Annotated in this window: 18 protein-coding genes and 1 pseudogene; 13 read left to right on the plus strand and 6 right to left on the minus strand. The window is 57.9% G+C overall.

The features are described 5' to 3' along the window. Nucleotides 1-318 (plus strand): transposase (locus BM063_RS04735; RefSeq protein ID WP_218154409.1); only part of this gene is annotated, 318 nt, incomplete at its 5' end. 578 nt (nt 319-896) lie between these two features. On the opposite strand, the gene BM063_RS04740 is transcribed toward BM063_RS04735, so the two are convergent. Beyond that, nucleotides 897-1,136: a hypothetical protein gene (locus BM063_RS04740; protein ID WP_092036392.1), complete on the minus strand. Its 240-nt coding sequence runs from the start codon at nt 1,134-1,136 to the stop codon at nt 897-899. 360 nt (nt 1,137-1,496) lie between these two features. Here BM063_RS04740 and BM063_RS04745 point away from each other — a divergent pair, with 360 nt between their 5' ends. The 5 genes from BM063_RS04745 (at nt 1,497) to dhaM (ending at nt 5,217) form a co-directional block, all read left to right on the plus strand. Next, nucleotides 1,497-1,913 carry a hypothetical protein gene (locus BM063_RS04745; RefSeq protein ID WP_143085234.1) on the plus strand — a complete coding sequence of 139 codons (417 nt, stop codon included), beginning with the start codon at nt 1,497-1,499 and terminating at the stop codon, nt 1,911-1,913. Nucleotides 1,914-2,153: 240 nt separating this feature from the next. Continuing rightward, nucleotides 2,154-2,924 (plus strand): hypothetical protein, encoded by a 771-nt coding sequence (locus BM063_RS17195; protein WP_143085235.1) that lies wholly within the window; start codon nt 2,154-2,156, stop codon nt 2,922-2,924. Nucleotides 2,925-3,188: 264 nt separating this feature from the next. Then, nucleotides 3,189-4,181 (plus strand): dihydroxyacetone kinase subunit DhaK, encoded by a 993-nt coding sequence (gene dhaK, locus BM063_RS04755; RefSeq protein ID WP_092036642.1) that lies wholly within the window; start codon nt 3,189-3,191, stop codon nt 4,179-4,181. 20 nt (nt 4,182-4,201) lie between these two features. Further along, the gene (gene dhaL, locus BM063_RS04760) at nt 4,202-4,831 is read left to right on the plus strand and encodes a dihydroxyacetone kinase subunit DhaL (protein WP_245752069.1); all 630 of its coding nucleotides are present in this window, start codon (nt 4,202-4,204) and stop codon (nt 4,829-4,831) included. Beyond that, the gene (gene dhaM / locus BM063_RS04765; RefSeq protein WP_092036398.1) at nt 4,828-5,217 is read left to right on the plus strand and encodes a dihydroxyacetone kinase phosphoryl donor subunit DhaM; all 390 of its coding nucleotides are present in this window, start codon (nt 4,828-4,830) and stop codon (nt 5,215-5,217) included. The genes dhaL and dhaM overlap by 4 nt, the downstream gene beginning before the upstream one ends. A 90-nt stretch (nt 5,218-5,307) precedes the next feature. On the opposite strand, the gene BM063_RS04770 is transcribed toward dhaM, so the two are convergent. The 3 genes from BM063_RS04770 to BM063_RS18270 are packed head-to-tail and all read right to left on the minus strand — an operon-like array spanning nt 5,308 to nt 7,854. Further along, the gene (locus BM063_RS04770) at nt 5,308-6,504 is read right to left on the minus strand and encodes an FAD-dependent oxidoreductase (RefSeq protein WP_092036400.1); all 1,197 of its coding nucleotides are present in this window, start codon (nt 6,502-6,504) and stop codon (nt 5,308-5,310) included. 34 nt (nt 6,505-6,538) lie between these two features. Beyond that, nucleotides 6,539-7,582 (minus strand): FAD-dependent oxidoreductase, encoded by a 1,044-nt coding sequence (locus BM063_RS04775; RefSeq protein WP_218154410.1) that lies wholly within the window; start codon nt 7,580-7,582, stop codon nt 6,539-6,541. Then, nucleotides 7,522-7,854: an NAD(P)-binding protein gene (locus BM063_RS18270; protein WP_218154411.1), complete on the minus strand. Its 333-nt coding sequence runs from the start codon at nt 7,852-7,854 to the stop codon at nt 7,522-7,524. The genes BM063_RS04775 and BM063_RS18270 overlap by 61 nt, the downstream gene beginning before the upstream one ends. Nucleotides 7,855-8,010: 156 nt before the next feature. Here BM063_RS18270 and BM063_RS04780 point away from each other — a divergent pair, with 156 nt between their 5' ends. From BM063_RS04780 to BM063_RS04800, 5 genes are all read left to right on the plus strand, one after another. Further along, complete coding sequence (locus tag BM063_RS04780; RefSeq protein ID WP_092036402.1) at nt 8,011-8,484, plus strand: MarR family winged helix-turn-helix transcriptional regulator; 474 nt, start codon at nt 8,011-8,013, stop codon at nt 8,482-8,484. 46 nt (nt 8,485-8,530) lie between these two features. Beyond that, nucleotides 8,531-9,187, plus strand: coding sequence for an MOSC domain-containing protein (locus BM063_RS04785; protein WP_092036404.1), 657 nt, complete (start codon nt 8,531-8,533; stop codon nt 9,185-9,187). A gap of 432 nt (nt 9,188-9,619) precedes the next feature. Then, entirely contained in the window at nt 9,620-11,386 is a 1,767-nt protein-coding gene (locus BM063_RS04790; protein WP_092036644.1) for an ABC transporter transmembrane domain-containing protein, read from the plus strand. Beyond that, nucleotides 11,379-13,118 (plus strand): ABC transporter ATP-binding protein, encoded by a 1,740-nt coding sequence (locus BM063_RS04795; protein ID WP_245752086.1) that lies wholly within the window; start codon nt 11,379-11,381, stop codon nt 13,116-13,118. The genes BM063_RS04790 and BM063_RS04795 overlap by 8 nt, the downstream gene beginning before the upstream one ends. Nucleotides 13,119-13,288: 170 nt before the next feature. Continuing rightward, nucleotides 13,289-13,468 carry an H-type small acid-soluble spore protein gene (locus tag BM063_RS04800; protein ID WP_092036408.1) on the plus strand — a complete coding sequence of 60 codons (180 nt, stop codon included), beginning with the start codon at nt 13,289-13,291 and terminating at the stop codon, nt 13,466-13,468. On the opposite strand, the gene BM063_RS04805 is transcribed toward BM063_RS04800, so the two are convergent. Further along, nucleotides 13,450-14,022, minus strand: a complete 573-nt coding sequence (locus tag BM063_RS04805; RefSeq protein ID WP_143085236.1) for a hypothetical protein — start codon at nt 14,020-14,022, stop codon at nt 13,450-13,452. The genes BM063_RS04800 and BM063_RS04805 overlap by 19 nt on opposite strands. On the opposite strand from BM063_RS04805, the gene BM063_RS04810 reads away from it, so the two are divergent. Both BM063_RS04810 and BM063_RS04815 read left to right on the plus strand, forming a co-directional pair. Further along, on the plus strand, nt 14,002-14,640 hold the full coding sequence (locus tag BM063_RS04810) for an ABC transporter permease (protein ID WP_092036412.1): 639 nt from the start codon (nt 14,002-14,004) through the stop codon (nt 14,638-14,640). The genes BM063_RS04805 and BM063_RS04810 overlap by 21 nt on opposite strands. 63 nt (nt 14,641-14,703) lie before the next feature. After that, complete coding sequence (locus BM063_RS04815; RefSeq protein ID WP_092036414.1) at nt 14,704-15,432, plus strand: ABC transporter permease; 729 nt, start codon at nt 14,704-14,706, stop codon at nt 15,430-15,432. A 122-nt stretch (nt 15,433-15,554) separates the two neighbouring features. Here BM063_RS04815 and BM063_RS04820 read toward each other — a convergent pair. Next, nucleotides 15,555-15,987 (minus strand): annotated as a pseudogene (locus tag BM063_RS04820) (GNAT family N-acetyltransferase). Between the last annotated feature and the right edge of the window lie 4 nt (nt 15,988-15,991).

Raw genomic sequence — 15,991 nt, forward strand, 5'->3', positions numbered from 1 at the left:
AAGGTGTTGCGTCGCCGTTATCATCGGAGTGAGCGGTTGTACATTGTGCTGGACAACTTTTCCCCTCACCACCATAAGAAAGTCAAGACTTGGGCCCGTGAAAACAACGTGGAGTTGATCTATACGCCGACATATGCATCTTGGTTAAACCGGATTGAATGTCATTTTGGCCCGCTTCGCAAGTTCGTTTTCGAAGGAAGCAATTATTCATCTCATGATGAATTGGCTAAAGCCATCCAAGCATACATCCGTTGGCGCAACAAAAACAAACATCACGAAGCCATCTTAAAAGAACAAAACAAGATCAAGGTTGCCTGAAGGGGCACTAGTACCAAAGCCCGCTGGGTTTTTGGTTAGATTTTCGATATAATTATCGGTAATTCCATATAGAGGAAGGAGTTGAAAAGGATCTGCAAGGGGGATGGATATGAAAGTTTTTTCGAAAAAAGATTTAGTATCCGTTTCCGCAATCGTTGCAGGGAAAGGAACAGGAGAAGAAAAGGCTCGACTGCGGATAACCGATGAACACCCAAAAAAAGTATGAAAAATCGCGGGCAATGATTCCGTTTCTGCTTTACTTTCGGCCGTCGGGCTGTTTTTGATGTGGCAATTTGCCGATGGGTCCAAGCCGGCCAAAGCGGTCGCAACGATCATTGCGCCTTGTGTCATGGTGCGGCTTTAGAGAGCCTGATCGGCGTCATCCCATAGGCTTGGGACCGCGCAGGAGATGGTCGTACCGCAGAAGCGGCGGAATCCCGGGCAGAGGGAACAAATCTTCACCGCCCAGAAAAAAGTATAGGACGTTCGTCTTCGGCCCCGGATTGCGCTCCATCCTTCGCGACAACGGAAGGGGATGTCAAACTTCAAGGGGATGATCGCAGCTGGAACCTGGTCAATCAAAAAAATATATCGGGCATTCCATGCCGGGGAAACTTGCCAGGGGGACACAGCTGGAACAACACCGCGGCAGATTGCCGCCAGGATGGAACAAGCAATGAGAGAAGGCCCGACAGCATTCTGAACTGGAGTGTTGAAACAATGAGCTCATGCACGAAGTTATCATCCAAGATGACAACACATTTGGCACCCAGCATGGTTGGTAACGGATCATCGCGGCGGAACAGAATATATTCCATTCACTCCGCCATCTAGGAAACGCTCTTATCGATTTATTTTCGGTTGCAAAATGAGGTCAGCAGGCATCCGGCCCCTTTTGAGAGACCCGAAGAAAACCGGGTTAAATTTTTTCTTTTTTGCGCAATCCCTTTGAATGCCTGTATATGGAGGAAGGAGATGACGCAGCCATGTTTGGAAGACGTGCTCCCTTTTTATTCGCGGCACTTCTCCTGGTTTTCACCGCTTGTTCTCAAAATCCGTCGACCCAAGAAACTGGGAACCACCAAAAAAATGAAACAAACTCCGCGGCGAAACAATCCGCACAAAATCCCGACAATGAAAAGCATGCATTCCTCGCGCCGAAATCCAAGCTGGACCGGATGAAGGATGTCAAAATTTACGTGGATCATCGCCGCTGGAAGTTGAAAGATCAATACAAATATGCCAAGGTCAACATGACGGTGGAGTACGTCTCCGAAGTCTCCAAAAAGGAGAAGCTCACAGTACACTTTGTGAAAAACACCACCCCGGAGTTTTATGTTTCCATACAGGAAGAAGGGATCAAATTATTCGACGGCGAGGCGAAATTGAATGTATTTGATAAGAAAAAAAATGAGCAGATGTACGAGTTCATCCTGAAAAACGACAGCGCGGAGGAGGATCAGCATGAGCTGGTCCGGGTCATCAAGGTCGAGGACGGAATCTTCGCCATCCACTACACGATGAAAAAGGCCCCGATGGCGAAAAAACATCGGCAAAAATGGATCGATTTGCTGTTGAAGGCCGAAGTGAAATAGTGCGCCGGGACCTGATGACAGCCGGCACCCGGCCGCGCCGCTTTCCAGAAGCTTGTCGCGAAAATCCGGAAAAAGGTGAAGCGGCGTACCGGACTTTGTGATCTTCAAACCGAGGGGCATCGCACCGGTAGGACTTACAGCCATCCAATGAGCAGAAATTATTTTTAATTTCCCGGGAAAAGGGGGCCGATGCCGGAAACCTTCCTTATTCTGCCAACGCGGAAAAGGAGAGATCCTGCTGTGGACAACAATGAAAAGTGGTATCAAGAAACATGGGCAATCATCCTGTTTCTCCTCATTTTTTGGCCCGTCGGGCTCTATCTCATGTGGCGCCATGCCCGTTGGTCCAAAACGGCCAAGGTGGTCGTGACGATCATCCTCGTCTTCTGCATCCTTCTGTGGGTCCTGGCAATCCTGGTTGCCGTCTCGCTGTATGTGCTGGATGCCGCCTCAGGGAATGACCGTGTCGGGGAAGCGGAGAGACCCCGGGTGGAAGAAACGGGTCTTAGCCCCTCCGAAGGAAAAGACGAACAGGATTCTTCCGATCCCAATTCAAACCTTCTGTTCGACCGGATGAAAGATGTCAAACTGTATTTCGACGATCGCAGTTGGACGTTGGGCTTCCAAAACAAAAACGGAAACAACATCATCATGGAATATGTGTTGGAAGGAGAGTCGGTCTACACCCGAAGCGAAATGGTCACGGTCAATTTCCTGGGAGACATGGCGGGCGCAACGCCGCAGCAATTTGCCGCCATGATGGAGCAATCGCTGAGGGAAGAAACCGACGGGGATCTGGAATGGAACGTGTTCAATGAGCAAAACAACGAACTGATGTACGAGTTTATTTTGAAAAATGACAGTTGGGAAGCCGATCAGCATGAGGTGGCGCGGGTCATCGCGGTGGAAGACGGGATCTTCGTCCTTCACTACATGATCGAAGAGGCGCCGATGTCGCCGGAACATCGGCAAAAATGGATCGATTTACTGTTGAAGGCCGAAGTGAAATGATGCGCGGGACTCGGCGGCAGTGGACACCCGTTTCCACTGCCTTTTCATTTTCACAGAAACCCCATTTCATAAAAGGATCAAAAAGTGTTCGGAAGGGTTTCTTTCAACTTTCAGAGAACGAAAAATATAAAACGGCTTTCTTTGAAGATATTTTTCGATCCCGGCGGCTGTCGAAGAACCCGGTGTCTTCAGCCCGTAAGGTTTTTTCGCGCGTATTTGCCTGCGGATGTAATCGCTTTCATCCTTGGACGAGGGGGAATCGATGTGAAAAAGCTGATCAATTCGCCTGAACAGGTGGTGCGGGACATGCTGGACGGCATGGTGGCCGCCCATCCCCATCTCAAAAAACTTCCCGGCACGCAGGTCATCGTCCGGTCCGACGCCCCCGTATCCGGAAAGGTGGGGCTGGTCAGCGGCGGCGGAAGCGGCCATGAACCCGCCCATGCGGGGTATGTGGGAAAGGGCATGCTGGATGCGGCGGTGGCGGGTGAGGTGTTCACCTCCCCCACTCCCGATCAGGTGCTGGAAGCGATCAAGGCGGTGAACGGCGGCAACGGGGTTCTCCTCATCATCAAAAACTACACGGGCGACGTGATGAATTTCGAAATGGCCTCGGAAATGGCCGAAGCGGAGGGCATCCGCGTGGCGAAGGTGGTCGTCAACGACGACGTGGCCGTCGAAAACAGCACCCACACGACGGGCCGCCGGGGAATTGCCGGCACCGTCTTCGTCCACAAGATCGCCGGCGCCTTGGCATCCCGCGGCGCCTCCCTGGAAGAGGTGGAGGCGGTCGCCAACAAGGTGATCCGGCAGGTCCGAAGCATGGGAATGGCCCTCACTCCCTGCATCGTGCCGGCGGCGGGAACCCCCGGTTTTCAGCTGGGGGAGGACGAGATCGAAATCGGTCTGGGAATCCACGGGGAACCCGGCGTCTACCGTACCAAACTGATGACGGCGGAAGAGACGGCCCGCACCCTCCTCGAGCGGATTCTGGAGGACCTTCCGCTCTCGTCCGGCGAAAAGGTGGCGGTCATGATCAACGGGCTCGGGGCAACCCCGCTGATGGAGCTGTACATCGTGAACAAGACCGTCTCCCAACTGCTGAAGGAACGGGGCATCGCCGTCCACAGAACCTTCGTCGGTCCCTACATGACCTCCCTGGAGATGGCCGGTTGTTCCATCACCCTGCTCAAACTGGATGAAGAGCTGACCGACCTGTTGGACGCCCCCGCCCGGACCGCGGCCTGGAACCAATGAATCAAGGAGGCACGGAATCATTGATTACGTTGAAACAGGTGGAATCGTGGCTCATCGAAGCCAACCGCATCCTGCAGGAAAAAAAAGCTTATCTGACAGAACTGGATCAAGCCATCGGCGACGGCGACCACGGCATCAATCTGGCCCGGGGGTTTCAGGAGGTGGCCAAGAACCTGTCCGATCAATCGTTCCCGGACATCGGCGCCCTGCTGAAAAGCGCGGCGATGACTCTGCTGTCCAAGGTGGGGGGCGCTTCGGGCCCCCTTTACGGGACCGCCTTCCTGAAGATGTCGACCGCCCTGAAGGATAAGGCGGAAGCCGCGCCGGAGGAGTTTGCCCGGGCCCTGGCCGAAGCCGCCGACGGCATTCAGATGAGGGGAAAAGCCCGGGTGGGAGACAAGACGATGCTGGACGTGTGGAAGCCGGTGGCCGACCTCGCCGTACAGCAGGGAGACCGGCTGTTCTGGGAAGCCCTGCTTGAATGCTCCCGCAAGCAGATGGAGTCCACGCGGGATCTTGAAGCCAAAAAGGGAAGGGCCGCCTATCTCGGACGGCGTTCCGTCGGCCATCTCGATCCGGGGGCGGTCTCCGCCCACTATCTGTTCGTGGCCCTGTCCAACACGATGACAAGGGAGGAAGCCGCGGAATGAGCTACGTGGGCATCGTGCTGGTTTCCCACAGCGCGGAGCTGGCGGAGGGGCTGAAAAAACTGCTCAAACAGGTTCAGCCCCACGTCCCCGTCGCGGCCGCCGGCGGAGGAAACGAGGGTGAAATCGGCACGAGCATGGAAAAGATCGCCGCAGCCATCGAGTCGGTCCGTTCCGAAAAGGGGGTGGCGGTCTTCATCGACCTGGGCAGCGCCTTGCTCAACGCGGAAATGGCCATCGAAGGGCTGGACGAACCGGAAAAGGTGCGCATCGCCGACGCGCCGCTGGTGGAAGGCGCCTATGTGGCCGCGGTGGAATCGGGATGCGGCAGCTCCCTGGAGACGGTGCTGCAAAAGGCCCGGAAAGCGAAAGACATGAAAAAGCTTTAAAGCCCGGTAAAGGATCGTTCGGGCACCGGCTGGCCATCCCGGAACGCAATCAAAAAAAGGGAGCCCTTGGCGTGCCAAGGGCTCCCTTTCTTACGCCCGGACCCGCTCCTCCCAATCCACCCGGTAGGAGTATAGCCAGTCGTGGGCATTGGGGCTGGCGAACAGCTTGAGGAAAAAGGGCATGGTCGCATCCCGCAGCCAGAGCAGGATCCGATTGGACACGGCCTTGTTGTTGCCGATGCTCCGCGAGTACCGGACCACCTTTTCCGCCCTCGGTCTGCGCAGGCGTTCGAAGGCGGCAAGCGCCTCGGCCGGATCGGGCAGATCCCGGAGGCAGCGGGCCAGGACGATCGCATCCTCCAGGGCCAAGGAGGCTCCCTGCCCCGCGTGGGGCGAGGTGGCGTGGGCCGCGTCCCCGATCAGGACCACGGGACCCCGGTGCCAGGCGGGTTGAAAGGGAACATCGTAAATCGGGTACATGCCGATGTCCCCTTCGGTGGATCGGATGATCTCCCGGACCGGTTCGGGATCTTCCGCGTGCCACTCAAGCAGCATCTCCCGCCGCGCGTCGTTGGACAATCCGCCAAGCGCCCCGCGCGTTGTCGCCTCTGGATGCGGGAGATTGCTGAACCAGTAGATCTCGCCGGACGGTTTCACCAGATAGCCGAAAAAGGCCTTCTTGCCGAAGATCATCCTCTGGACCCCCGGCGTCGGGGAGAGGCTCGGGTTGTAAGCGAACCCGCCGCAGCTGAGCAGGCCGGTGTATGCGGGGGCGGGAGCTTCGGGAAAAACAATCCGGCGGGTGCGGGAATGAATGCCGTCACACCCCGCCAGAAAATCGCCCTCCGCCTCCGTTCCGTCCGCAAACCGGGCAAGGACTCCCCCGCCCGCCGGAAATTCAATATCCTCCAGTTTCTTTCCGTACTCCACCCGGATCCCCTGACGGACCGCCTCCTCAAGGATCGCCTCCTGCAACAGCCACCGCTTGATGATGATCCCATGCCTCCCCCTGGAACCGTTATACACTTCGCCGAGGCGCTTGCCCCTCCCGCTGATCATCACCATGCGGGCGAAGGGAAACCCCTTCTCGGTCAGGGGTTGATCGATGCCCAGCGTCCTGAGCACGTCCAGGCCGTTGGGAGCCACGTTCAGAAACAGGCCGGCATACCGCGAGGGAGAAGGCTTTGTCTCGTACACCACCGCGTCGATGTCCGCCCGTTTGAGAAACAGGGCCAGGGCGGGACCGGCGATTCCGCCGCCGATAATGAGAGCCTTCCGCTTTTTCATGATGAAAACCCCTTTCAATGTTCGGAAATGGGCGTTACTTGTTCCCCTGATCCTTGAACATCCTCCGTTTCAGGGGAGGGATGGCGTTGACGAGACGGAAAAGGGTCTTGACCGTCGCGAGGGCGAACGCGTTGTCGGACACGGCCTGGTTCATGGCCCGCAAGGAGTTTTTGACCGCCTCGAAACCGTAGCGGATCATTTCCACCTCGTAGTCGTGGACCGCCTGGAGAAGCGATTTCTCTCCGCGCTGGGCGGCAACCAGATTTCGGCACAGGAGGGCGGCGTCTTTCAGGGCCGTGTTGGCGCCGATGCCGCGAAACGGGGTCATGCTGTGAATGGCGTCTCCGATCAGGGTGATGTTTTTCGTGCCCCAGTGGGCAATTGGAACGGAGCTGCGGATCGTCACCGGAGTGATGGCGGACGGATCGGTGAAATGAACGAGGCGCTTCAGATTGGGATGCCAGTCCGCGATCATCTCTAGGACGACGCGGCGGAGGATGGTTCCGTCGAGGTCCTTCAGCTCCGCCGGCAGCCCGAACTTTTCCCTCCGGGCGCTGAACCCCCACATGGCGAAGTCCGCCGTGTTATCGTGCAACAGGCCGGGCGGAAGCGCGACGGGGTTCCCGTCCTCTCCGGCGAAACCCGGCAAGCCCTCCGGACCGTCGCCGAACTCGTGCACCGCGAGGAACATGCAATGTCCGTTGGGTGCCAGGATGGAAGCGGGGCCGTCAAAGAGACGGGGAGGAAGCAGGGATCTCGTTTCCTCCGTCAGTGGAAGTTTTCCCATCACCGCCCGGACCCCCGTGTCGATCACATCCGCATGGGGCAGGAATTGCCTGCGGACCCTTGAATGCACGCCGTCGGCGGCGACGAGCAGATCCCCCGCGGCGGAGGAACCGTCCTCGAAGAACGCGGTGACCCGGCCGTCGTCCGCCACCTCGTAATGGGTGAACTTCTTGCCGAAGCGCAACCGGTCGCCCAAACCGGCAAGCAATACCTGCCGCAGGGTGATCCGGCTCACCGATTTGTGACTGTCGATCGGATCCGGAGCCTCCGACGTGTCACCGACAGACAGCAATTCCTCCATTTTTTCGGTGAAGAAACTGTAGCTGTCCCCTTTCCCTGACGTGGCCAAAAAACGTCAAAAAGGCGCGGAGGCAGGCATGCCTGAAGGGCGCGGCTCCCCTCGGGATTGATGTGAATCCGGTATCCCTGAAGGCGTGACGCGGGGGATGGGTCCCGTTCGAAGACCGTCGCGCGGATCCCCGCCATTTTCAGCCCCTGGGCCAGACACAATCCGCCGATGCCCCCACCGATGATGAGCACATGGGGCGAAGAAGTCGTCGACATGATGAACCCTTCCGGAGATTGATGCGCTCCGTGATGATCGGGATGTCGTCTGATATAATGGAGTTTTATCGAAAATCTTATTTCGAAAGATAATCATAACGAAAATCAATTATCTTGATTATCAAGATATTTACATTCTAACAGGAGGCCGATACCATGTCAACGGGCACACGGGAAGAATTGATCCAACATTTGACCGGCAGTCTGATGCAGGAGTACAGCCTGAGGGTGATCCTCTTCCACCAAACCGTCGCCGAAAATCTCGGGCTCAACGTGACGGATCACAAATGTCTGGGGCTGCTCGCCAACACGGGTCCGATCACCGCGGGACGGCTGTCCGAGTTGACCGGCCTTTCCACCGGCGCCATCACCACGGTCATCGATCGCCTCGAAAAAGCCGGTTTTGCCCGGCGCGAACGGGATCCGAAGGATCGCCGGCGCGTCATCGTGCGCCCCCTCATGGAAAAGGCGGAGGAGAAAATCGGGCCGATCTTTGAATCCCTGCAGCAGTCCATGAATCATCTGTGCTCGCGGTATCAGGACGAGGAACTGGAACTCTTGATCGATTTCCTTCAGCAGTCCATGCGGATCATGGAGAAGGAATCCGAACGCCTCAAAAAAACCCTTTGATCAAACCGGGCCTTCCGGCAACCCGGTCTCCAGGGAGGAATCGCAAATGGAAGATGTCCGGCTGGTCCGCATTTTGACGGGAAAGCCCCGGGACCTGGGAGGGGGGACGGCGCCGACGTGGCGGAGCGGCATCTGCAAAGAGCCGGCGGACGGCCCGGTTTGGCTGGGAAAAACCGGCCTGTCCGGCGACGGGCAGGCGGATCTGAAGCACCACGGGGGGCCCGACAAGGCCGTCCTGGCCTACGCGGAGGCCCATTATCCCCTGTGGCAAAAGGAACTGGGTCTTCCTCGCTTTTTCCACGGGGCGACAGGGGAAAATTTCGTCATCTCCGGCCAATCCGAAGCATCGGCGTGCATCGGGGACATCTACCGCATCGGGAAAGCGGTGGTTCAGGTGTCCCAACCCCGTCAGCCCTGCTGGAAACCGGCCCGCCGCTGGAACGTCCCGGATCTGGCCCTCCGGATGCAAAACACGGGCAGGACCGGTTGGTACTTTCGCGTGCTGGAGGAAGGAGCCGTGGAGACCGGCACGGAAGTGATCCTTCTCGATCGGCCCTATCCACAGTGGACCATCGCCCGGTGCAACGAAATCATGTACCGCCGCCGGGAGGACCGGGAATCGGCGATGCAGCTGGCCGCCTGCCCCTCGCTGTCGGAAAGCTGGGTCCGCACCCTTCTCAAGCGGGCGGAAGAGGGCAAATAAAGCTCCCGCGGCCCGGATGATGGATGGGCGGTTCTTCGGTCAAGGCGCGGGATATAGAGGGCAGTTGCCGGGCTCAGAGATGGCTTTTCCTCCTAAAACTTGACCCCGAAATTTCCATCTTTACAATTCCGGTCATTTTCCGTAAACTGTTTATGGAAACCGCTTGAAAGAAAGGAGGCACGCGCCAATGCAACCCATCATCATTCACCGGGCACTTCTTTCCGATCCGACATCCTGCGGCGCGGAGCAGCCTTTCCCGGAGCGGTTCAGGTTTGATCTCCCCCTTTTATTCGATTAAACGCCAAACCGGCCACGGGTGTCTGCTCTTCGCGCGCCCGTGGCTTTTCATGTCTTTTCGGCCATGGGAAGATTCCTGTGGCTTTTTCTTTCGCCGCTTTTGAATACTCCCAACCGAAAGGAAATGGAAACCGTATGAGCATCTTTCGCGATCTGTGGTGGTATTTCAAACGAGAACGACTCCATTACGGGTTGGGCATCCTGACGCTCTTTGCGGTCGCCCTGCTGGAACTGTTTCCTCCTTATGCCGTCGGAGCCATCGTCGACGCGATCAAACAGCAGAGTCTCACCCCAGGGGAACTGGGCAAATGGCTGTTTCTCCTGGGCTTGACGGCCGTGGTCCTTTACATCCTGCGCTACATCTGGCGCATTCTGCTCTTTGGGGCGGGGTTCCGCCTGGAACGCCTGCTGCGGCAACAGCTGTACAACCATTACACGCTCCTCTCGCCGCGGTTTTTCCATCAGCGCCGCACCGGGGACCTGATGGCCCACGCCACGAACGACATCGAAGCGATCGAATTGACCGCCGGCGACGGCGTGCTTACCCTGGTGGATTCGCTGTTCATGGGGGGAGCGGTCGTATTTACCATGGCCTTCTTTATCGACTGGCAGCTGACGCTGGTCTCCCTGTTGCCCATGCCCCTCATGGCTTGGGCCACCGGCCATTACGGCAACCTGATCCACCGGCGGTTCCACAAGGCCCAGGAAGCCTTTTCCGCCCTCAACGACAAGGTTCAGGAAAACATCTCCGGCATCCGCGTAATAAAGGCTTTCGGACAGGAAGAGGCGGAAAAGCGCGAATTTGAAAAACTGACTTCGGATGTCATGCAAAAAAACATCGCCGTGGCCAAGGTGGATGCCCTGTTTGATCCGACCATCTCCCTGATCGTCGGCTTCTCCTTCTTCCTGGCGGTCTCCTTCGGTTCCTATCTCGTGATTCAGGACCGGATCACCATCGGCGAGCTCACCCAGTTCACCATCTATCTGGGCCATCTGATCTGGCCGATGCTGGCCTTCGGCATGTTGATCAACATCATGGAGCGGGGCCGGGCCTCCTATGACCGGGTCCGGGAACTGCTCTCCATCCGGCCGGACATCACTGACCGGGAGGATGCCCTGGATCAAGTTCCGACAGGGGATATCAGCGTTCAAATCGCCGCCTTCACCTACCCCGGCAAGGAAGAGCCCTCCCTCCGGGACATTTCGGTCGACCTGAAGCGGGGGCAGACCCTGGGGATCGTGGGGAAAACGGGGAGCGGCAAAACCACCTTCTGCCGCCTGCTCCTGCGGGAGTTCGATGTCGAAGAGGGAGCCATTCTTATCGGCGGCATCCCCATCACCCGCTACCGGTTGGGCTGCCTTCGGAAGGCCTTCGGCTACGTTCCCCAGGATCATTTCCTCTTCTCGGCCACCATTGCGGAAAACATCGCCTTCGGCCGACCGGACGCCACCCGGGAGGAGATTGAAAAGGCCGCCCGCCTGGCCTGCATTCACGAGGACATTTTGCAGTTTCCCAAGGGATACGACACCGTGGTCGGCGAGCGGGGGGTCACCTTGTCCGGCGGGCAAAAACAGCGGATCTCCATCGCCCGGGCCCTGCTCATCGACCCGGAAATTCTGATCCTGGACGATTCCCTGTCGGCGGTGGACGCCAAAACGGAAACGGCCATCCTGCAGGCCCTGCGGGCCAACCGGGCCAACCGGACCACCATCATCACCGCCCACCGGTTGAGCGCCGTGGAAAAGGCGGACCACATCCTGGTCCTGGAAAACGGGCGGATCCGGGAACAGGGAACCCACGACCAACTGATGGCCCAGGGCGGCTGGTATGCCGACATGTACCGGCGGCAGCAGCTGGAGTCGCTGGTTGCACAGGGAGGTGTTGCCCGTGGTGATGCGTAGATTGCTCGGCTATCTGAAGCCCCACCGGAAACCCCTGATCCTTGCCTTCGTCGCCCTTCTGGCGGCGACGGCGGCCAACCTGGCCGGACCGATTCTGATCAAGGTGTTTATCGACAATCACCTGATTCCCAGAAACCTCGACCGGTCCGTCATCGCCGGACTCGCCGGCGCCTATCTCCTGCTTCATCTGGCCTCGGTGGGAATCAACTATTTTCAGCTCCTCACCTTCCATAAAATCGCCCAACGGGTGATCCGCCAGCTGCGCATCGACGTATTCACCAAGGTGCAGCACCTGGGCCTGGCCTTTTTCGACAAGACGCCGGGCGGCTCCCTGGTGTCCCGGATCACCAACGACACGGAATCGATCAAGGAATTGTTCATCAGCGTGCTGTCCACCTTTGTGCAGAACTTCGTCATGATCCTGGGCATCTTCGTCGCCATGTTCATCCTCGACGCCCGGCTCGCCCTCTTCTGCCTGGTCCTGATGCCGGTCATTCTCCTGATCATGCAGGCTTACCGCCACTACAGCGCCAAGGCCTACCGCCTCTCCCGGGAGAAACTGAGCCAGCTGAACGCCCGGCTGAACGAATCGATCCAGGGGATGAACATCATCCAGGCATTCCGGCAGGAAGAGCGAATGCGGCGGGAATTCGGCCGCGTCAACCAGGGACGCTACGAAGCGATGATGAAAATCGTCAAGATCAACGGACTTTTGGTCCGGCCGGCGATGGATTTCCTCTACGTCGTGGCGATCATGATCGTCGTCAGCTTCTTCGGCGTGCAATCCTTCAGCCGGGTGGTGGAGATCGGAACCCTGTACGCCTTTCTCAACTATTTGGACCGCCTCTTCGAGCCCGTCAACCAGATCATGTTCCGACTCTCCCAGATGCAGCAGGCGGTGGTGTCGGCGGAACGGGTCTTTGAGCTGATGGATCAGCGGCTGCTCGCTCCCACCCAGGAAGGGGAAGACGATCCCGTCATCCGGGAGGGGCGGATCGAATTTCGAAACGTCAGCTTCTCCTACGACGGCAAGACCGACGTGCTCAAAAACATCTCCTTCACCGCCCACCCCGGCCAGACGGTGGCCCTGGTGGGCCACACCGGGAGCGGGAAAACGACGATCAGCAACCTCCTGCTCCGCTTCTACCCGGTGGAGCGCGGGGAAATCCTGATCGACGGCGTCCCCCTGAAACGGTACAGCGACCGGGAGCTGCGCAGCAAAGTCGGCCTCGTCCTCCAGGATCCCTTTCTCTTTGTCGGGGACGTGAAAAGCAACATCCGCCTTCACAACCCGGACATCACCGACGAAGAGGTGGTGGAGGCGGCCAAATTCGTTCAAGCCGACTCCTTCATCCGCCGGCTCCCCCGGGGTTACGACGAACCCGTCGTCGAGCGCGGAGCCACCTTCTCCAGCGGTCAGCGTCAGCTGATCTCCTTTGCCCGCACCATGGCTTTGAATCCGAAGATCCTGGTGCTGGACGAGGCGACGGCCAGCGTGGACACCGAGACGGAGGAGGCGATCCAGGAAGCCCTGGCCCGGATGCGGCGGGGACGGACCACCATCGCCATCGCCCACCGCCTCTCCACCATCCAGGACGCCGATCTGATTCTGGTGCTGCACCGTGGGGAAATCGTCGAGCGGGGAACCCATCAGGAGCTGCTGAACAAGAGAGGACTGTACCACAAGATGTATCTGTTGCAGCAGGGACAAGGGGAAGGGGAAGCGGGCTGACGGCTTCCCCTCTCTGAGGAAGGACACAGCCTGACGGGACTTTTGGGAGGCGGGAGCCGAAAGCCCCCTTGACCCGCGGACCGATTATCGCATCGCCTCCCAACGCCGATCGAATAAATTTTTCCAATCAAGAGAGACTAACGGGCAAACGGCGAACAGGAGGCGATCGCATGGATATCCGGCGAGCCAAACAGATTCTCGACTCCACGAAGGAAGTGGAAGTTCACTACCAGGGAAAACCGGTCTGGATTCAAAACGTGGATGAAAGCAGCCAGACGGCCCGCATCTATCCGCTGGACAACCCGGACAACGAGATGACGGTCTCGGTCCATCAGTTGGAAGAGGTGTGACCGCGGCCGTCTTCTTTCTCCCGTCTTTTCCTCCAGTAAACCTCGAAGGCCCGGTCCAGGAACTGAATCACCTCGTCATCGACGGGATAAAATCGATAATCCGGCTTGGGGGATTTCCGCATCTCCCAGGCCTTTTCCATTTTCTCAAGGTCTCCCCCGAACATCCTCTCCGATAGGCTTACGATCTGCGCCACGACCCGCTGCACGTCCGGGGAATCGGGAGGATGGGACTGCGTCAGCCCTTTGATCTGCCGATAAAAGCGAATCCACTCCCCGCTTTCCGGGGCCCGGTCCTCCAGGCGCGGAAGGCGGCCGATGATCTCCCGCTCCTCGGGCGTCAAGGAGCGCTGACCCTCCGCTTTTCCGTACCGGTAAATCTCCAATAACTTCCTCCAGTCGATGGTCCCCTCCATTTGGTAAGAAATCAGCGTGGTCTCTATCCCGTTCATCAGGTGTTCGATCCGCTTCTTTTCCCTTTCCAGCCGCTCATACTGCGCCTTGAGAAACGCTTCCCAATCCGTTTCCCCCTCCAGATGCTCCTTGATCTTTTTCAAGGGGAAGCCCAGGAAGGAATCATCACCACCTTCTCCTCCATGAACGGCCTGTTCCTGCCCATTTTGACGGCCATCGTGGTATCCCGCATCGTCGACATGGAACACAAGGGGGAGACGTGGAGACTGCTCGGGGCCCTGTCCGTAAACCGGCACTTGCTGTTTGCAGCCAAATATGGATGTGCGGCTTCCTTGCTGCTGACCGTAGTGCTTCTCCAGACCTTCGCCATCCCGGGAATCGGATGGGCGAACGGCCTGGAAGCCCCGATCCCGTACGACCTGCTGTTTCGGTTTCTGGCAGGCACCATGCTGGTCAACCTGGTGATCATCGCCCTGCAACAGTGGGTGTCCCTGGCCGTCAGAAATCAAGCCTTCGGCCTCTGTCTCGGTATGGTCGGGGGATTTTTCGGCCTGACGGCGGACCTGTTTCCCGTTTTCGTCCGGCGGCTCCTCATCTGGTCCAACTATACGGCCCTCAGCCCCGTCACCCTCCGCTACGGCGACGGCACGGTCCGTTTTGTGACGCAAGACGCCGGATGGATCCTGCCCACCGCGCTCCTGTTGGTCGGAGCGGCCCTCTACCTCGCCGGAAGTCTTCATCTTTCCCGGAAGGACATCTAAAGCAAGGCAGGCTCCGAACACCGCTTCGCCCTTTCAAACAAACAACCGACAGGGGGATCGACGATGTGGAGACTCTTGGAAACGGAATGGATGAAGTGGCGGCGTTCCCGGATGTGGCTCGTCCTGATGACGCTTCCCGTCCTGAGCATTTTGATCGGCAGCGCCAATTATGCCTTGAACCAGGAGGTTCTCCGGAAGGAATGGTACAGCCTCTGGTCGCAGGTCAGCCTGTTTTACGGGGAATTTTTCCTCCCCGTGCTGATCGCGATCGCCTGCTCCCATCTGTGCCGGCTGGAGCATGCAAACAAAAGCTGGCGCAACCTGCTGACGGCACCGATCGCCGTGTCCCGGATCTATCTGTCCAAATTGGCGGTGCTGGCATGGCACATGCTCCTGGTGCAGATGGTCTTCTTCTTCCTTTATCTTTGCGCCGGGAAACTGCTTTCGCTGTCCGCACCGCCGCCGAAGGAAATCCTCGGATGGATGGTCCGCGGCTGGATCGCATCTGTCACCCTCGGAACGATTCACCTGTGGCTTTCGATGCGCATCCGCAGTTTCGCCGTTCCGGTCGGGATCGGCCTGTGCGGCGTCTTGGTCGGACTGGGAATGGTGGTGAAGGATTGGGGCCTGTTTTTCCCCTACTCCCTCCTCACCGTCGGCATGGGGGTCCTGAGCCAGGAAGGGCTGACGCCGGCGGAGCTCCTTTGGTTCCTCGCCGTCAACTTTCTCTATGCAATCCTCTTCTCCGCCCTGTCCCTACGCCGGTTGAAACGTCCGGAAGGACTGGTGTAAGGAAATTGAATGAAAAAGGGGCGTGCCGCACTATCCGGCCCGTGGATAGCTGGTCGGCACGCCCTGGTGCAGTGAGGGAAGAATTCTTCGGGATTGAAAAGATGGCGAAGAAACGGTTACATTCACAAATCACGGGATAACCGAATCATGTCCCTGCATTGAATGCCGTTTTCGAAAATCGCTTCGGAATAATGCCTTGTGAAGAAGTCAAAATCAATACCAATCATCCGAAAACCGCATTTCTGATAAAACGCCAGTTGCCCGATACTTGAATTTCCCGTTCCCACTTCCATCGTTTTATACCCCATGGACTTCGCCGTCTGGATGGCGTGTTTCAACAACTTTTTCCCGATGCCCTTTCCTTGATGCGACGGCATCACTGCGATATTCACCAATTCCACCGTTTGGGGTCTTGTCGGAAGCAGGACGTAAACGCCGATGATTTGACCCTTCCTTTCCGCCACAAAGCAAGTTCCCCTACGGATATATTCCTGAACCAGTTCTCGCGACGGATCCCGCCAATAACAATAATTCCATCGGAGGTTTTTCATTCATCTCT

It is taken from the genome of Planifilum fulgidum, assembly GCF_900113175.1.
GTDB lineage: Bacteria > Bacillota > Bacilli > Thermoactinomycetales > DSM-44946 > Planifilum > Planifilum fulgidum.

Coding starts and splice junctions, on each gene's coding strand:
- BM063_RS04785 (WP_092036404.1), top strand. CDS start 8,531: ATGGAAGATGTCCGGCTGGTCCGCATTTTGACGGGAAAGCCCCGGGAC.
- BM063_RS04810 (WP_092036412.1), top strand. CDS start 14,002: ATGCTCCTTGATCTTTTTCAAGGGGAAGCCCAGGAAGGAATCATCACC.
- BM063_RS04780 (WP_092036402.1), top strand. CDS start 8,011: ATGTCAACGGGCACACGGGAAGAATTGATCCAACATTTGACCGGCAGT.
- BM063_RS04815 (WP_092036414.1), top strand. CDS start 14,704: ATGTGGAGACTCTTGGAAACGGAATGGATGAAGTGGCGGCGTTCCCGG.
- BM063_RS04740 (WP_092036392.1), bottom strand. CDS start 1,136: ATGGAATATATTCTGTTCCGCCGCGATGATCCGTTACCAACCATGCTG.
- BM063_RS04770 (WP_092036400.1), bottom strand. CDS start 6,504: ATGAAAAAGCGGAAGGCTCTCATTATCGGCGGCGGAATCGCCGGTCCC.
- BM063_RS18270 (WP_218154411.1), bottom strand. CDS start 7,854: ATGTCGACGACTTCTTCGCCCCATGTGCTCATCATCGGTGGGGGCATC.
- BM063_RS04790 (WP_092036644.1), top strand. CDS start 9,620: ATGAGCATCTTTCGCGATCTGTGGTGGTATTTCAAACGAGAACGACTC.
- BM063_RS04745 (WP_143085234.1), top strand. CDS start 1,497: ATGAAGGATGTCAAAATTTACGTGGATCATCGCCGCTGGAAGTTGAAA.
- BM063_RS04800 (WP_092036408.1), top strand. CDS start 13,289: ATGGATATCCGGCGAGCCAAACAGATTCTCGACTCCACGAAGGAAGTG.
- BM063_RS04795 (WP_245752086.1), top strand. CDS start 11,379: ATGCGTAGATTGCTCGGCTATCTGAAGCCCCACCGGAAACCCCTGATC.
- dhaM (WP_092036398.1), top strand. CDS start 4,828: ATGAGCTACGTGGGCATCGTGCTGGTTTCCCACAGCGCGGAGCTGGCG.